Source organism: Flavobacterium sp. JAS, from assembly GCF_020991455.1.
Classification (GTDB): domain Bacteria; phylum Bacteroidota; class Bacteroidia; order Flavobacteriales; family Flavobacteriaceae; genus Flavobacterium.
Map to the genome: position 1 here is coordinate 1 of NZ_JAJMOX010000019.1, position 17,158 is coordinate 17,158.

Annotated in this window: 18 protein-coding genes; 3 read left to right on the top strand and 15 right to left on the bottom strand. The window is 29.8% G+C overall.

Annotation, left to right across the window (positions count from 1 at the left end; all coding sequences use genetic code 11):
* The 4 genes from LPB88_RS22345 to LPB88_RS22360 form a co-directional block, all read right to left on the bottom strand.
* Positions 1-2,349 (bottom strand): TraG family conjugative transposon ATPase (locus LPB88_RS22345; RefSeq protein ID WP_230717880.1); only part of this gene is annotated, 2,349 nt, incomplete at its 3' end.
* A gap of 35 nt (positions 2,350-2,384) precedes the next feature.
* Positions 2,385-2,696 (bottom strand): DUF4133 domain-containing protein, encoded by a 312-nt coding sequence (locus LPB88_RS22350; protein ID WP_230717881.1) that lies wholly within the window; start codon positions 2,694-2,696, stop codon positions 2,385-2,387.
* A gap of 24 nt (positions 2,697-2,720) precedes the next feature.
* Positions 2,721-3,014 (bottom strand): DUF4134 domain-containing protein, encoded by a 294-nt coding sequence (locus tag LPB88_RS22355; RefSeq protein WP_230717925.1) that lies wholly within the window; start codon positions 3,012-3,014, stop codon positions 2,721-2,723.
* A 177-nt stretch (positions 3,015-3,191) separates the two neighbouring features.
* Complete coding sequence (locus tag LPB88_RS22360) at positions 3,192-3,662, bottom strand: hypothetical protein (RefSeq protein WP_230717882.1); 471 nt, start codon at positions 3,660-3,662, stop codon at positions 3,192-3,194.
* Between the two features lie 332 nt (positions 3,663-3,994).
* On the opposite strand from LPB88_RS22360, the gene LPB88_RS22365 reads away from it, so the two are divergent.
* Positions 3,995-5,044, top strand: a complete 1,050-nt coding sequence (locus tag LPB88_RS22365) for a putative phage abortive infection protein (protein WP_230717883.1) — start codon at positions 3,995-3,997, stop codon at positions 5,042-5,044.
* On the opposite strand, the gene LPB88_RS22370 is transcribed toward LPB88_RS22365, so the two are convergent.
* The 3 genes from LPB88_RS22370 to LPB88_RS22380 form a co-directional block, all read right to left on the bottom strand.
* On the bottom strand, positions 5,041-6,243 hold the full coding sequence (locus LPB88_RS22370) for a hypothetical protein (protein WP_230717884.1): 1,203 nt from the start codon (positions 6,241-6,243) through the stop codon (positions 5,041-5,043). The two genes, LPB88_RS22365 and LPB88_RS22370, sit on opposite strands and share 4 nt — an antisense overlap.
* A gap of 35 nt (positions 6,244-6,278) precedes the next feature.
* Positions 6,279-7,166 (bottom strand): helix-turn-helix transcriptional regulator, encoded by an 888-nt coding sequence (locus LPB88_RS22375; protein ID WP_230717885.1) that lies wholly within the window; start codon positions 7,164-7,166, stop codon positions 6,279-6,281.
* A gap of 182 nt (positions 7,167-7,348) precedes the next feature.
* Positions 7,349-8,011: a hypothetical protein gene (locus LPB88_RS22380; RefSeq protein ID WP_230717886.1), complete on the bottom strand. Its 663-nt coding sequence runs from the start codon at positions 8,009-8,011 to the stop codon at positions 7,349-7,351.
* Between the two features lie 360 nt (positions 8,012-8,371).
* Between LPB88_RS22380 and LPB88_RS22385 the strand changes: the two genes are divergently transcribed.
* Together LPB88_RS22385 and LPB88_RS22390 are read left to right on the top strand one after the other, a co-directional pair.
* Entirely contained in the window at positions 8,372-10,018 is a 1,647-nt protein-coding gene (locus LPB88_RS22385; protein ID WP_230717887.1) for a helix-turn-helix domain-containing protein, read from the top strand.
* A gap of 166 nt (positions 10,019-10,184) precedes the next feature.
* Positions 10,185-10,445 carry a hypothetical protein gene (locus LPB88_RS22390; protein WP_230717888.1) on the top strand — a complete coding sequence of 87 codons (261 nt, stop codon included), beginning with the start codon at positions 10,185-10,187 and terminating at the stop codon, positions 10,443-10,445.
* Between the two features lie 103 nt (positions 10,446-10,548).
* Here LPB88_RS22390 and LPB88_RS22395 read toward each other — a convergent pair whose 3' ends face one another.
* The 8 genes from LPB88_RS22395 to LPB88_RS22430 form a co-directional block, all read right to left on the bottom strand.
* The gene (locus LPB88_RS22395) at positions 10,549-10,941 is read right to left on the bottom strand and encodes a hypothetical protein (RefSeq protein WP_230717889.1); all 393 of its coding nucleotides are present in this window, start codon (positions 10,939-10,941) and stop codon (positions 10,549-10,551) included.
* Between the two features lie 43 nt (positions 10,942-10,984).
* Entirely contained in the window at positions 10,985-12,529 is a 1,545-nt protein-coding gene (locus LPB88_RS22400) for a hypothetical protein (RefSeq protein ID WP_230717890.1), read from the bottom strand.
* An 83-nt stretch (positions 12,530-12,612) separates the two neighbouring features.
* Positions 12,613-13,209: a hypothetical protein gene (locus LPB88_RS22405; RefSeq protein ID WP_230717891.1), complete on the bottom strand. Its 597-nt coding sequence runs from the start codon at positions 13,207-13,209 to the stop codon at positions 12,613-12,615.
* Between the two features lie 129 nt (positions 13,210-13,338).
* Positions 13,339-13,584, bottom strand: coding sequence for a hypothetical protein (locus LPB88_RS22410; protein WP_230717892.1), 246 nt, complete (start codon positions 13,582-13,584; stop codon positions 13,339-13,341).
* Between the two features lie 109 nt (positions 13,585-13,693).
* On the bottom strand, positions 13,694-14,275 hold the full coding sequence (locus tag LPB88_RS22415) for a hypothetical protein (RefSeq protein ID WP_230717893.1): 582 nt from the start codon (positions 14,273-14,275) through the stop codon (positions 13,694-13,696).
* Positions 14,276-14,310: 35 nt separating this feature from the next.
* Positions 14,311-15,204 (bottom strand): DnaJ domain-containing protein, encoded by an 894-nt coding sequence (locus tag LPB88_RS22420; RefSeq protein WP_230717894.1) that lies wholly within the window; start codon positions 15,202-15,204, stop codon positions 14,311-14,313.
* A gap of 171 nt (positions 15,205-15,375) precedes the next feature.
* The gene (locus tag LPB88_RS22425; protein ID WP_230717895.1) at positions 15,376-16,419 is read right to left on the bottom strand and encodes a nuclease-related domain-containing protein; all 1,044 of its coding nucleotides are present in this window, start codon (positions 16,417-16,419) and stop codon (positions 15,376-15,378) included.
* A 216-nt stretch (positions 16,420-16,635) separates the two neighbouring features.
* Positions 16,636-17,112 carry a hypothetical protein gene (locus tag LPB88_RS22430; protein ID WP_230717896.1) on the bottom strand — a complete coding sequence of 159 codons (477 nt, stop codon included), beginning with the start codon at positions 17,110-17,112 and terminating at the stop codon, positions 16,636-16,638.
* Positions 17,113-17,158 lie beyond the last annotated feature (46 nt).

Genomic DNA, 17,158 nt, shown 5'->3' on the forward strand with positions numbered 1-17,158 from the left:
ATACTCCTCCAGTGAAACTTCCGTTCGATACACTTTGGAAAGCACTCCTCCTAGTGATATAAATACTTCCTTGTATTTTTTATCAGGGTCATTGGATTTATTTACCGACAGCACTAGGGCTTTTTCCTTTTCAGTGAGACCGAGCAGTTCTTGAATCTGATCAAACTTATTTTGATACTTACTTTGATCCAGCAAGATCTTACAGTCACTATTATTGATAATCGCCTGCTTCACAACTGGTGAAGAAATAATATCTTCAACCTCCTGGGTTACTACAATCGCTTCTCCAAAGAACTTCCTCACGGTCTTAAACAAGTACTTAAGGTATTCCGCCATTCCCTCTCTGGCTATAGCTTTCCAAGCCTCTTCTATCAATATCATTTTACGGATACCTTTAAGCTTTCGCATTTTACTGATAAACACTTCCATGATGATTATTGTCACAACCGGAAAGAGTATAGGGTGATCTTTGATATTATCCAATTCAAAAACTATAAACCGCTCTTTTAAAAGGTCTAGATTTTCGGTCGCATTTAGCAGATAATCAAACTCACCGTTCTTGTAATAAGGACGGAGCACGTAGAGAAAATTATTGACATCAAAGTCTTTTTCTTTTACCTTATCACTTTCCAATATGGGAACAAAGTCATCTTTCAAAAATTCATAAAAGGTGTTGAAACAGGGAAAAATATCTTTATTAATCTCCAATTTCTCATAATACAATTGAAGTGAATTGGACAAGGCCACGTACTCACTTCTATTAAAAGTTTCGTCATCTTTTTTCCACAGCGCCAACAGCAATGTTTTAATACTTTCCTTTTTCTCAGTATCAAGACTATCGCCTTCACTGATGTAAAAAGGATTAAATCTGATGGGATTCTTTTCATCATAAGTAAAATAGTAGCCGCCAACCATATCACATAACCCCTTGTAACTGTGCCCGACATCTACAAGTACGATGTGCGTTCCTTGCTCATAATAGCTCCGCACCATATGATTGGTAAAAAAAGATTTCCCGCTTCCCGATGGCCCCAGTATAAACTTATTACGGTTGGTACAGATGCCCATCTTCATTGGTTCATCACTGATATCAACATGAACCGGTTTTCCTGTCAGCCTATCCCCTAGCCGGATTCCCATGGGACTCAGAGAAGATCTGTAACCTGTTTCCATATTTAAAAAACAGACAGCCTGCTCTGTGAACGTATCAAAGGTGTCATTCATTGGGAAGTCTGCAGCGTTTCCCGGTATTCCTGCCCAATAAATTTGTGGAGCCCCTACAGTTTCCTGTTTCGCAGCAGAATCCATTTGAGCGAGCGCAGATGATATTTTGTTCTTGATATCCTTTAATTCTTCCAGGTCTGAAGTCCATGCCAAGACATTAAAATGAGCTTTAACTGGCAGTCTCTGCTGAGAGATAGCCTCATTTAAAAAATCGTTTGTGGCATCACGGGCTATCATATTTTCCCTGCTGTAAGCAGATAATGACTGTAATCTCAGTCTTTTGCTTTCGAGTTTTTGAATGGTCTTCTGCGCGTCTTCAATAAATATGTACTGGTTATAGATATGATTACACGATAATAACTGTCCAAGAGTCGAGGCAAATCCCACACTGAATTTTGTTTTATCTGTGGAATACCTGTCATAATTGATTCTTGACCCGCAAAGAGCTGGCAAGTCAGCTGCATCACCCAAGGTAAATAATTGACAATGCTTGTCTCCTATCTGTAGTCCTTCATTAAATTTAATGTCCTGATATACAAATGAGGTTTCACTTTCAGATAAAAAACAATATTTCTCCACAAGTCCAATATTTCTGCTCTGGCTTTTAAGTTTGTCGTTTCTTAAGCGGGTAAGTTTTACAAAACCGCTGTCTTCCATAATTCTCTTAAACTGGCCTGTGCAGTCAAGAAAGTCCTGAAGCAATTGTTTTTTCAGGGTTTCTTCAGGGGCTATTGAACTCCTGATCAGATTAGAAAACAGGGAACTGGAGTTTTTTCTTCCAGTCGGTTTTTTAGTGATTATAATATAGCAAGAATGATCCAAAAACGGTCTTTCGTTAAAAAACCGTTCACTACTTCTTGTTAAAAAACTGCTGTCATCCCTTGTAAAATCGGCCTTATATTGACTCTCCATAAACCAGTCCTGCTTGTGGAAAACACAAAACTTGGGAAGTATTTTAATTGCCTTAATCCAGGATTGATGAAACGCTTCATATTCCTGATCCGACATTGTGAAAATTTCAGGAAGTTCTGCCTTAAAAACTACCGTTACATCCCCTTGTTTGGACAAGATACAGTCGTGCTGAACATCCATAATTGGTAAAACATCATCTATCACTTTCTCCATCTCTTCTCAATTTTACCGTTAACCTTACTTAACTATCAGTTAATAAAAATTCTTCTGCTGTAGACCTTTACATTCTTTGGAATCTGTTTTTTGGCTATGGCTTTCATCATGCCATGTTCTCCAAACTGATGGCTCATTTTGTAAATTTTGATAACCATAACAGTTCCTGTAATGCCGATAATTGCAACACAGATTAGAGAAGGAATTCCAATAAAAAAAAGAATTGCAAAAACAATCATAAGCCCCACAACTCCTCCACCTAAGTACCATATGTACTGAGCTTTAAGACCTTTAAATTCAATAGATTGATTAATTCCTTTGTTGATTTGGTATACGCTGTTGCTCATTTTCTTAGTGTTACTATTTGCTACTTAAACACCGAAGAAAGATTTAATAACAGTCGCCACAACAACTAAAAAGACACAGCTCCCAAACCAGGCAGCAGCAACTTTTCCGGTATCAGGATCACCGGCATTCCATTTCTGGTACACTTTTACAGCGCCAATTAGACCAAGTAAAGCACCAACAGCATACATAAGCTCTGTACCCGCATCAAAATAACTCCTGACTTTTTGATTGGCTTCATTAATTCCGGCCACTCCATCCTGTGTATACCCATCAAACTGAATTAATAACAACAATAATAAAGTTCCTTTTGATAACATTCTAACTTTCGAAAAACGCTTTAAATTCCAATTCCATATTTTCATCACACATCATTTTAAAGTTTAAATTTTTCTTCAATAAAAAGTGGAGGAATACCGCAATTACAGCTCTATTTCCTTGTCACATTAAGCCATACCGCACCAGAGAGAAAAGGGAATATTCCTCCACTATATTTTTTAAGTAATCTCCTCCCAAAGACTATCTGCTACTTCATAAGTTAAAAGCAGATTTGGATGCATCGCAGATTCCGAGACAAGAATTTTATTTATATTCTCACGTAAAGAAGAAATCTTTACAAAAGGATATTCTGCCAGCAGTAATCTTAAATAATTTTGAAACTCTTCTTTAGATAAATTTCTTTCAAAACTTTCTTTAATTGCTTTTACGATGTGTTCAGATAATTCTTCAGCATCTTCTAACGTGTCAAATGAAGAGAAGAAATTTGCTTTTAAATTATCATCACCTGTAGAATTGTAAGTAATCCGCTTTTTTGTTTTTCTAAAATTTAGAAATTTAATTTGTTGTTTGCCTGAGATGATTTGCAGAAGTTCAAAATAATAGTATTTAAATCCCATAACAAGATACCAAATCATCAATAGTACTGTTACTGCAATTATATAATTGCTCCATGAAATATTCGTAAACATAGCCTTTTCATTTAATCGTTCAACATCCTTTTCATCCTATGTATAAATCATTAAAAAGTACTTAATGATTTATTTTACAAGTCAAAGTAACGAATTGAAATGTCTTGCTACAAGTCCAACTTTTGTTGTACCCCAAGTTGTACCTCTTATTTTAAAATACGATATAATCTTATTTTAAAAACTATTCTTTATTACAAATAATTTTTATTAATAAAGACTAGGGTTATGTAATTTCTTATATTCGCAAAACTAAAATTCAACTTATGATGTAAAGCCTTACCAATTTGGTACATTGCCCTAAATTGAGTTGAATAATTAATTAATTTAGATTCATGAAAACATCGGAAAAAGAGAAATTTACTTTAGTAGAACAATTAAAATTCTCTAGAAATTTAAGTTTTTATTTTATTGGAATATCCATTATCGGATTTGTAATTTTAATGGCACCTTTTATTCTTGATTTGTCAAACATTTCAAAATATGGAAATGTTGGTGATGCCGTGGGGGGATTATTAAATCCTGTTGTTGGAATTGGAGTAGGTTTTTTAACTTTTATGGCATTTATTGTTCAATACCAAGCAAATCAGCAGGTCAGAGATCAATTTGAACAACAAAGCGAGATAGATTATAGACAAAATTTTGAATCTACTTTTTTTAATCTATTATCTCTACATCATCAAATTGTTCAAAATTTTGATTTTGATCCACAATCGTTAAAACTTGATACAAATCTTATTAATTACATAAGTAAATATGATAGGTTTGATAACATTACAGCAGTAATAAATTCATCTCAAACCCTAGGATCTAGAGATGTTTTTAAATTTTCTCTAGAATTATTACATCAGCTATTACAAGATGATATCAATCTACTTGTTCCTCTTCATAAAAATAAAACGCAAGATAGAGTATTGATAAATCTCATTAAGCATCAAAATCGTCAAATTAATCTGGAATTTAATGCAATAAATAACTTTATAAAGGATACTATAATAAGCGATTCAAAAAGCGTAACTACAAGATTTCAATCAATTTATGATTTTGTATATTTTAAATTCAATAGTGACTATGGACACTATTACAGAAATTTATATAGAATGGTTAAGATGGTTGATGAAAGAAAATTTTCAAAAGATGCAACTATCGATTTTGAAATTAAATATTCGTATACAAGTATCTTAAGAGCTCAACTTTCCGATAATGAGATAGCTTGGCTATACTTTAATTGTATCTCTGATAAAGGAATTGAAAAATTCAAACCTCTACTTGAGAAATATTCCTTTTTTAAAATCATTAATAGAAATGCAATTGTATACAAATTGTATTCAAGACTTTATAATCAACAAGCGTTTAGAAAAATTAATAATAGTTCCCCTGCTTAAAATCCTTTTATATGTTTGATCATACGTTCTAAGGCTTTAATTGCAATTTCCTTGTCTCTTTCTTCCGCTACGTAAGATTTGCTACGCATTGCATCGTACGACAAATCTTTTTTCTGTGGTGTTGAAAGATGAGGAACAATTGTTTTGAAAATATAATTCATCGATTTTGCTTTAATTATTCTTGATTCGTCTGCAGCTCTTATTACTAAAGCCATCTGGTCGGTTGATAAAATACATTCAACTTTATTGTCCTTTAGTACACTAACAGAAAAATCAGCGCTTTTAAAAATCTCCTTGTCTTCGAAGGATAAATCTATTCTTCGCTCTAAATAACCTATCTCGTGCTTAAACCAGTTATTTAAAACATATTTAATATTGTGCTGGCTCGGATCAAACGTGACTTTTTCATTCGATATTAACTGGCTGAATTCTTTATAATGAAATAACAACCGATTCAATTTGTCATTCGAATTCCCTTGCGTACTAGTATCAGCAATAATTTGATCAATGTAATAATTGATATAGATTGGGCAATTGAAATTTTGTGCTATTAATAACTCATGCAGGCCAGAATTGAAATTACTCCTTTCACCGGAATCAGAAACTGTATCCAATTTTTTTAAAAGGTCCTTGAGATAAAAGATTTGTCTATATGTAATTTTACGTCCTGTATTAGATTGTATTTTTTTTGACAGTACATCAACTATAATTGCTATTATCCTAATATCAGAGTTATCAATAAACTTCCTATTTTTAAGTTTGTTTAATTTCAACGAAAGTTCTTTTCTATAGACTATTAAACATGTGACAGGTACTCTCTCGTCAAGACTTAAATAGTTCGAATAACGATTTTCTACGAAGGAAAGCATTTCATCCAAACTGCTGATTATGGTAGTAATAATCTTAGAGATAGAATCTGATTTAAACATTTCATCCTGCTGACTTTCGATTATAGTATCTAGAAGGAATATTATTGTGGAATGATATTTACGCACCAAAAGACGTATCTCACTCTTTTTATGTAGAGAAAAAAATTCTTTTTTAAGCTGAAGCTGAACTTTTTGCGATTCTATCAAAACATTTTCTGATATAAGAGATAAATCTCTTTCTGAAAGCAATTGGATATTTGCTTTTTTTGAATTAAAAGTTTCTAATATCAAAATATCCAGCCATTCTAAAGGATATATACTATTCATCATTCTATTGTTTTAATTTACACTTAATGCAGCGAAAACTAACGATGTCTAAATTTCTCGAGAGAATTCGAACGATATTCAGAAGGTGAAATAGAAGTATGTTTTTTGAAAAATTTACTAAAAGTATATACGCTGCTAAATTCCAATTCTTCAGCAATATCAGCAATTGATGTTTGTGGATCTTCAAGAAGATTTCTGGCTTCTATGATAATGGCATCTCCTATTATTTTTTTTGCAGTTCTTCCGGTTATCTGTTTTACAACTTTATTTAAATATCCTGAGGTAACAAATAAAGATCCAGCATAAAACTTTACGCTGTGCTGTTTAATGCAGTGAATAGTTACCACAGTTAAAAATTCCATAGTAAGACTTTCTTTTCTGGAGAAATTTTGCACTAAATCATTGCTGTATTTGGTGTAAATTAATCTCAGTTCATATAGAAATAAATTAAAACTGATACGTTGTAATTCAGTATCAAATACCTTCTGCTCTATATCTTTAACTACAAGATGAATAAGCTTATAAATAAGGGATAGGACTAAAAAGTCCTTTTCCTCTAATTTAATTCTCATTGTTGATTTTGCAATCAAAAAGTAAATAGATTCAACTAATTCTTTTTTTAAACAATTTTTAAATGCAAAATCTAGTGTGAAAGAAATTAAAAACAGCTGTAATTTATCATGAACTTCCAATAGTGTACAAAAAGAGTTTTTAGGAATAATCATTAAATCTCTTGCCGTTAATTCCTGTGTAATTTCTTTAAACTGAATTTTGAACTTACCCGATTTTATTAAAAGAATAGAGAAATTATTGACTATAAAAGATTCTTGAGCCGCTGTTTTTATCACATATTTTTTGATGATATGAATGTCTAAACCTTCAATGGGCAAGTCCTTTAGTTCAATATTTATTAAATCTTTGATCATGATTCACAATTCAAAAAACATTGGTTACATTAATTTTTCTATCGTCACTATAATGGAACTTTCATATGGTAGAAAAAACTAGCTCTGCTTTTAGAAAAATTCTTTAATTAAATTTCTTTATCTAATAACCCAATTAAGACCTAAGATTTTAAAATCAAAATCCATAATGACTACAATATCTTCTAAATAATTTTTTGAATTACTGCTATGACAGAAATAATAGATCTCTGACCAGGCTCAAAAAATGGTGGCGTTTTTCTATTTCCTACTGATGTTTCCCAGTCTTTATCTTTACGTTTAGCTTCATTTTGAAATGAGTATAATGAGACGGTAGAAACTGCAAGAATACTTTCTTTTTCATGATCAGTCAAAACTGTATTTTTTAATACCTCCTCTTCAAAGAATACTAGATAACTTGAAATTTCCTTAAAATCTTTTCCTTGAAGATTAATTAAATTTTGAATGAAGGTTTCAAGCTGAACTTTGGCTTCCATACCTAGCAATGAATTTCCTAATAACGTAGACAATTCATTTATAGGCTTATTGTTAATTCTAAGTATCTGTTGATACGTTATAGACTCCGCTTTATTTGACGCTACATATTGATCTAAAATAAATTGAATCATACTAGATAATTCTTCCACCGAATCCGGATATTTATTCTTGTTCAAATATGCTACAAGAGCGTCATTGTACTTTTTACTTGCTGTATTATTCTCAATAGAGATTAAATGTTCCTGTGATACAATAGATTTGCTATTTATATTTTCAGATGATGTATTATCATTTTCCGTTGAACAAGAAATGAACAGACAGAAAAAAACGATTACTAATAAATTTTTCATGATTTAAGATTGATTGAATGTGAATGATAAATAATACTCAGTTCAATTCGCCTGGGCTAGCAGAACTTTCATTTAGTACGATACTAATTTTTTTGCTTTTGAATTCAGGACAAATCTAAAAGCCGTATTATTTAAAAACAAGCCATTTATTATGGATTTTATAATTTTAGCATATGAATTTTACGAAAATCCATATGCTATTTTCTTACAAAAAGATACTGGTTTTCAATTGTTTATATTAAATTTGAAAGGCTCTTTTTATCAGTATTTTATCGCATTATTCTAAAATATCGCTACGGTATCCTAAATCATAATATGCTATATCATCAAAAAAAAATATTTTTAATAATCTGCTTTCTCTTGGCATTTCAAACATTTGCCCAGAAGAAAGCTTTTATCATTCCAGATACAATTGAAAATAAAGATTTTGATTATATTTTTGATAGAATCGAAGAATCTCAGAGAGATCCTGAAATCCAGGCACTCTATCTAAAATCATTTCTTTACAAAGCTAAATCTGAGAAAAATTCAGAAGAAATTACTAATGGGTATAAAAATTATCTGCATTACTCCAAGGACAACTTAAAACTTGTTTATGCAGACAGTATGATTTATACGGCCAGGATAACTGCAAACAAAGCCTTAATTGGTTCTGCCTATTTATCTAAGGGAATAGTTTTCTATGGAATGAAAAAACACAAATATGCTTTAGATAATTATTTGATCGCTAATAAATTCATTTCACAAACAGATGATCACTATCTGATACACAAGGTAAAATACAATATCGCTAGCATAAAATACTATTTAGGCTATTACAATGAAGCAATTTCATTGTTTAGAGAATGTATTGATTACTTCAAGAAAGATGACGTTAGGCCCTATCTTAATTCAATACACTTACTGGGACTTTGCTATAATAGAATAGGTAATTATGGATTATGTACTGAAATGAACCGAAAGGGTCTTGCAGAAGGTAAAAGGCTTTCCTGTGATGAAATGAATATTTATTTTATTCACTCCGAAGGAATCAACCAGTATTTCAAATCCAATTATCGAAAAGCTATCGAAGAAATTAACTATATTATAAAAAACATTAAAGAGGCAGAGGATTATAGCAATGAATCTGTGGGTTATTTCTATATAGGTGCCAGTTACTGGAAACTCTCTAAGCCAGATCAGGCTATATTTTATTTTATGAAAGTTGACCAAATTCTTGAAGATAAGGATTATATCCGAGCTGACTTAATTCAAAATTATAAATTGTTAATTGAGTACTACAAGTCAAAAAAAGACTTGGAAAAACAGCTTTATTATAGTAAAAGACTTCTTAAAGCTGATAGCATTCTAGACAATCAATATCGATACTTAAGCAAGAGAATTCTCAAGGATTATGACAGCCAGAAAATGCTTATGGAAATGAAAAAAATGGAACATTCACTTGAGTTGAGAAAATATAATGACTTGATTTTCGTGCTAATTCTTATCACACTTCTTTTAGGTATAGGGTTTCTTTTTTACCGATACAATAAAAATAAAAATAAGTACCGAAAAAACTTCCTGGAGTTAATGAATCGAAATGAAGAAACTAAAGCAGAGCCGAAAGCTAATACTAATAGTATTGAAGATATAAATCAGGATACTGTTTCCATTCTTTTAAAAAAACTCGAGAAATTTGAAAGAGAAAAAAGATATCTTGAAAAAAACATGACACTGCCCAAACTTGCTGTTCTATTCAAGACAAATATCAATTATCTCTATAAAATAATATATCACTTTAGAGGTAAAAAATTCACTGATTATATTAATGACCTAAAAATAGATTATTTAATTTATTTGATGAAACAAGATAAGAGGTATCGTAAATATAACAATAAAGCTCTCGCTGAAGAAGTTGGTTTTAGCACTACCCAACGTTTTGCGAATGCTTTTTATGCCAGAACAGGTATATCTACCTCCTATTTTATTAAAAACATTAAGAAAAATTCAGAGACAAATGAACAATAAAGCTTTTCACTTTATTACTGCTAAAAATAATAGGAAAAGGATAAATTTTAAAAATTAACCTTTTAAAAGTAATAAGAAATCACATGAAAATTTACTTAATATTTAGTGTCCTATTTTAAAATTAACTCATAAAATACCTTTGTTTCTTAATTAAAAAAAAAGAAGTATGAGTTTAAATTTTATTAAGATTCAAATTGAATCTCAGAAAAAATGCATTGGCAATTATATCAAGCATAATGCTATTAGGTACTGTAAAGACACAATTAAATCCGGTGAACTAGATCGATTTCATATCAAAGAAGTTCAAAAACTGTTGCTAAAAATAGAAGCCGTTGAAGACCCTTGGAATTGGAATGGAATTCCTAAATCTAAAGAATCTCTGGATGTTATTAGATTATTAGAAGAATTAGAACAAATTATTATTTAAAACAAAGGGATACAAATTGTATCCCTTTGTTTTAAAAATCTAGTTTTAGTTTTAATAATTGAATGTAAATCTACAAACTCCTTTACTAATTTACTTTAAATTCTTATCTTAACATATTTCCAATAGTTAGCAATAAACTTATTATAGAAATGATTAAAGGCCAAAATCTTGTTTTGGCCAAATATTTTGATACTTTTAAATCGTATTGAGCCTTCAATTCAACTCTGTCTTGCACTTTTTTCTCGTGTTCTAAATACTTGATCCAGCCTCTATAATTTACAATAACATTCCTCCCAAATTTAGTCAGAAATAATGTTGATTTTTTAGTTTTCAAATGATTTATCAATCCAAATTCTTCAATCATTATTTCAATATGATTTACATATAATTTATATTCCTCATTGGATTGAAAATGATCTGCAGATGCTATTATGTAATAATCTGATTTATAAACTTCAATCAGCAAACTTTCAATCTTTTGATGTTCTATTTTCATTTATTTTATCTTTATTAAACAAATATTACATCTACAAAAATTTCTATATTTTTATAAACCCACTTTCATTAAGATTCTTTTCAGAAATATAATCATAATTTTTAGTGTTATTTAATATGTAACCACTGTATCCAGATGCTTTTAATAATAGTATCGAAATAAGTTTTTGTAGCTTTAAACTAATATGAAACAACTCCCTAAATTCATATTCATAATGTAAGTTAACATCTGAAAAATCATCTCCATGTAAAAATTTATTCCTATGAATTATTATTAAATCTTCTTCTTCTTTAGTTAATTTATAACCATATAAAGAAAAGGGTTCAGAAAGTTTTTGGTTATTAGTTCCCTTGTTATAATTATAAAATTTATTTATAATCCTTTCAAATGTGGCATCATATGCCTTTTTTTCTGCAACTAATAAATTAGATGGCTTATTATCTCGCTTAATTTTATTTATACCTTTTACAATTAATTTAATTTGGCCCTTAATCTCCTTTTCTATTTTTTCATTATCTATTAATTTTTCAACTACAGAATTATTACCAAATAATGCTTTTGTAATATTTTCTAACGCAACGTATAAAATAGGAATTTTCATTTCAAGCGTTGTGGAATTATTATTTACAAATAGTATAACTGATCGTAATATCCCTCCTTTTGTCTCTATAAGCTCACATAGTTTAGAAAAATTTTCATGTGGAAATTCAACCATATATTTTCTTAAGGGGTCATTTGTAATTATTTTTCCAACCTCATTTTTTTTACTTTTACTTTCTATTCTGAACTTTTGAACACTATATGGATTGGTTGTATGAATTAGAAAACCATCATATTTTCCTCCACCTAGAATTAGCGTTTTTAAACTTTTTGGAGTTATTAATTTATTATTCGAATATGAAAATACATATGCGATTTCGCCATAGTACTTTCCTTTTAAAAATGCATATGATAACAAAATAGAATTAACAAATCTCATAAAATCATTAAACAATAGTATATCAAGGGAATCAATTACAAAATAATTTTTTTTTTCTTTTTTGAAGGTGTAGAAATCAAAATTAGCGCCAGATATCCTCAACTTCATTAAGGTTTCAAAATAACTTTTATTATCTATCTTAAATGACCATCCTGTAAAATTACCAAAAAGTCTTACTTCGTTTGGTAAAGGGATTATTGCTCTATAAAATCTATCTTTAGCGTAGAATGATTTTTTTTCTGTCGACAGAGATGATATTTCTGATACAACAACTTTTTTTAATCTTTTCCCAATAAAATTTGCTTTCTCAAAATCTGGAATGGAAATATGAGTTGGAATTACATCTTTACCTTCCGTATAAATCTTAAGATTACCATTATTTAATATTAATTCGGAATGTTTTCGAATTTTAAGTTCATCATGATGTTGGGTGCCAATTGGAACAATTGTTTTATATTTCAAAATATACCTTTCTCCATTAAATTCAAATAACGCAGGTCTAGAATTGAGTGCATGATTTTTTGATTTTCCAACTTGGAGTATTACTCTTTTTTTTACATCGAATTTATCAATTAATAAAAAGGAGTTATTGAGATATTTATCAATCATAGACATTTTATATTATTATAGTCCTTAGCTCTTTACATTAATGCTTAGCTATTTTATATTTAGTACTCAAGTATAATGTTTTTTTATATGTTAGAATACATTTGATCAAATTGATTTCTAATTACTCCCTCAACTTTTAATTCCGCTAAAAGATTTGTAAAATCATTCTCGATATCTTCAAATAATTTTCTTGGATTTATTCGAATATCCATTGTGCCTTGAAAGCGAATACTTTCCTCAAACTCGTAATTTATTATTATTTTCCCCTTAACCATTCCGTTATGAAATAAACCATTCCTAGCCTCATCATATAACGTTTTAAGCTCACCATCTGAAAATTCATTGGGGTACATTTTTTTTAAAGCTGATATAAAAAACTCTTTGCTTTTGTTTTTGCTGCTCTCGCCTCTTCGATATTGTTCTACGCCTTCAAGATATGATAAGCAAATCATTAAGACAATAAAGCCTCGATTCTCAATCGGAATTAACGCAGCAGCAGGGTTTAAAAACCATTCTCTCACTTGCTGTTCGTAAATTATGATTTTGTGATCAAGATTTGTAGGATCTAAATGTTCATTTGTTCTTTCATCAATGATAATAGGAGCATAATTTTCATCAAGCCATCCTATAATATTCGGTGCAATTTTTATCGGTTCTTGAAATCGCAATTTTTTCGACATATTTTCTTTATAATTTTTAAAAACCCTTTTATTTTATTGAATGTGAAGCAACAGCATATTTTAATGGCAAATTAGTTTTTTATAAATAAAATGAGCACAGTATAAATACCTGTTTGATTATTATTGATTTTAAAAAAAGATAAAAATCAAAATTATAGCTAGGCTTAAAAATATTATTATAAAAGATGTTACCATCAGAATTTTTTCGATCAATGTAATTACCCAAGCTTGTTCGTAATTTTTAAATTGCTGCAGACCTGCAACTCCTCTCCTATTAAATCTACGTCTAATAATGACATAACGAATCACTATAAATAAAATTAAAAGAGTAACTGCTAGAATAAAAGTTATTAATTCAGATTTATCAATGCCCATATTTTTAAAATTAGATTAAGGTATATTTAAACTAGCCTTCATGTTAACAATATGATATATACTTATTCAAAAATTATTGTCTAATACAAATCTCATTTCAGGAAAACCATTAACGGTTTGCTATTTTTTGTCTAAGTCGAAATTTTTTCCACCAGCCGATATTTAAATTCATTATGACTGCATAAATAATTTTATCTCGTTCTTGTCTCCTCATTTCACGATCATTTTCGTTCTCAATTGACACATGTGCAATTTCGAAATCAATTTCTTCGCGCATTTGAATTGCTTTACGAATTCTTGGATAATCGCGAAGGAGTCGAATGGTTTGATCTTGATTTTTTAATGAATCCAAACGATTACTTTTAATAAATACTTTGTTTTTATCATAAAAAGGTAAATAATCAATCATGCCATCAATCCATTCAATACTAACTGCTAAAGGCAAATAGCCATTTTCAAAATAAAAAAGTTCTTCACTGACAAATTCTATATATTCAGCAGATTTATCACTTTGTGAGCCACTACATTTTATAATTTCTTTAAAATTAGAAACACACTTTTCCATAGTTGTGAAGTGAATTTGTTTCTTTGAAGAAATATATGTAGCCCACAATCCTAATAAGGAAACTGTTGTAACACCATAAGAAATAGTTTCTACAAAGTCCTTAAAATTGTTTATTCCAAATTCCATTTTTCTATTTTTTCGTTTAAAATTCCAAACTACAGTTATACTGTACTTTTAGTATTAATTACATATTCTATTCTTGTCACACCATCTAGGGAAACCTCTTCTTCAGACATAATATTTTTTTCAAGACCTGTCGAAATTATTAATCTAGAAAAATCATTATAGCCTATTTTCTTTACTAAATCTTTTAAACTGAAATTTCCTAATTCAAATGTGTTAAACATTTCTGCTAGAGCATTGTTAAGTGATGACTTATTCTTACGGATTGGTTTGTCGTTTATCCAATTATATATCAAACTTTCAAATTCGTTTCTAGTGATTTTTGTAGATTTATCATTACGGTATAGTAATATACTATTAAAGATCTCGTAATAGTTCGCTTTGTCATTTAAAAAATCCTTTAATTCTTCTAACGAATCTTTAATTCTTTCAGCTTTAGAATTTAAGAAAATATAATATGCTCCTATTGCAAATGTCATGAAACCAAATAAAGCCACTGCTTCAACATCTTTCGCTGAAGATGTTTTTATAATAGGTAAAATATTACTTGATAATAGTGCTAATGTACCTGTAATAGCAGCAACAAGCTTAGCTTCGGACTGCAGTTTTTTATATTTACTACCGTACTTTCTGGAAACTTTATTGAAAATTGCGTCAGTTTGTAATTTATACTCGTTTTGTTTAGTTGTTTGTGCCCGATCAACATTCATAATTTCGACGACTTGTTTCACTAAGGAGATGTTGTTTTCCATTTGTTCAAAATATTGTATTACTATATCACGAGCATTATTAATAACTGCTGCTTCATTATGATTTTCATCTGCAGCTCTGGGATGAAATTTTTTAATTAGATTTCTATGCGCTTCTTTTACTTCTTCTTTTGAACTATTTTGCGATAAGTTCAAAATTTCGAATGCTTCTTTTATGTTCATTATGTTGTCTAAGGTTTTTTAAATGGATGGACTTGTCTTCGGAAAATCGAAGCACAAAAGCAAAAGTTTATAATAAAGTTCATTTAAAAATGGTTTATGAATTTTACACTTCAGCTAGTTTAATGAATAACTATTGTTACAGTCACTAAGTTTTCTGTTTTTTATTTCGTTTCATTCGTTAATCCGTAAAATCATGTCAGCGATTCTCTTTGTCTCATTATACGAAAATATTGGTTTAAAATATTTCACATAACTATTAAGCTCGTTGACAGTCAGAACCTTTACATACTGAAATTCCTCTTTTGGTTTTGTGTTAGTCAAAGCAATGAGATTTTTGATTGGTACTTTTTTATCACCCCAGTGATGCTTGTCTAAACCTATATGATAATTACTCTTCTCATTATTTAGCAAATAAAATAATGCAAAGCTTGTCCTTTTAACTTGCGCTACAGGTGAACGTAAGCTGAAATTTTCTAATGACTTTTCACTCCAATTCTTTGTCTCAATAACAAATATTCCAGATGGACCTACTAGTATATGGTCAATTTGAACAGACTTTATATAATCATTTTCTTTTCTATTATAGATTGCAGGTGAAAATGAAACTGCAAAGTCATTAATCAAAAAATATTCATCAGATAGAGATTCCAATGTCTTAACTACTTTTTGTTCTCCTATTGCGCCATAAATATAACTATTGAGCTCATCTATTGCTGATTTTTTTCTTTCAAGCTCTGATAAAGGATAATGAGCACTTTGCTCTACTGCTTCACTAAAATATGAAGTTATAAATTGATAACGATCGCTTTTGACTTGATAATCTTTAACAAGTTTGCTTATTGACATTTCTACTTCAATTTCAAAATTATTCTCTCTGCTTTTTATTTTTCTTTTATAGTTCCAATGTATTAAAGCGCTAGATAGTTTTTGAAAAAAATTTGTTGAAGCACGGTTTGTTGAATTGTTCAATTGTTGTTTCAGCTTATCAATTACTTTGACCAACATCTCAATCGATACCTCCCTTTGAGTTTCAATTGCGATGTCTAAATTAGGCAAATCTACATTGAGCATGTTTTTTTCTTCTTCAATCAGATTCTCGTGTTGAGAAATTAATTGCTCTCGTAAAATTGTATACGACTTTTGAAAATCAATGACCTCCTTTAATGACTTAAATTCATAGATGTTGTTTTGCTCTAAATGTAACTTTAAAGTCATTAGTGAACCAATTTTATTATATGTCTTGCACATTCTTTCTGTCGCTTATTAACTTTTGATTCTAAAAACTTATTATTGACTCGCAACTCATCTGATGCTTAATCGGTTTTTCGGCTAACTTAAGGCTAATCTCCTATTCTGCCTAGTTGTCCCAAATACAAAAAACATCTGTCCAGTAATCTAATTGCCCAAATCCGCAGTATCTGTTAACAGTTGTCATAATTCTTCTAAAGTTATAATTCTTCCAATATATTCAATATTCAATTCATGGATAGCGATCGGAATCTTTTTTAATCCCAAAAAATTTGAGATTTTAAATCTATGCCGACCATCAGAAATAGAGAATTGCTTATTAGTAGAGCCATTCAATGTTAATGTTAATGGATCAACATAGTCATTATTTAGCCATCTTTTTAATGTCGATACGACTCTGTAGTCACTTGCTATGTCATCGACAAATAATTTCGTAAGATCAAAATCACAGAATTCAACATTAACTAACAGATCCTCAATGCTGACGTTGAAAATTTTATAATCACCAAATTCAGGATGTTGTGAATAATCTCTAATTTTGTCTGTATGTTTTCCACAGGCCCATTTAGGTTCTATCTTTCTTAATTTTTCGATTTTAATTTTTCGAAACTCTGAAACTTCTACTTCGAATTCCTCTTTACTTGCAAGTCTTATTTCCATGATTATTGCTAAAGGCCCGCTACCACGCCGGTTATAAAATAAAATT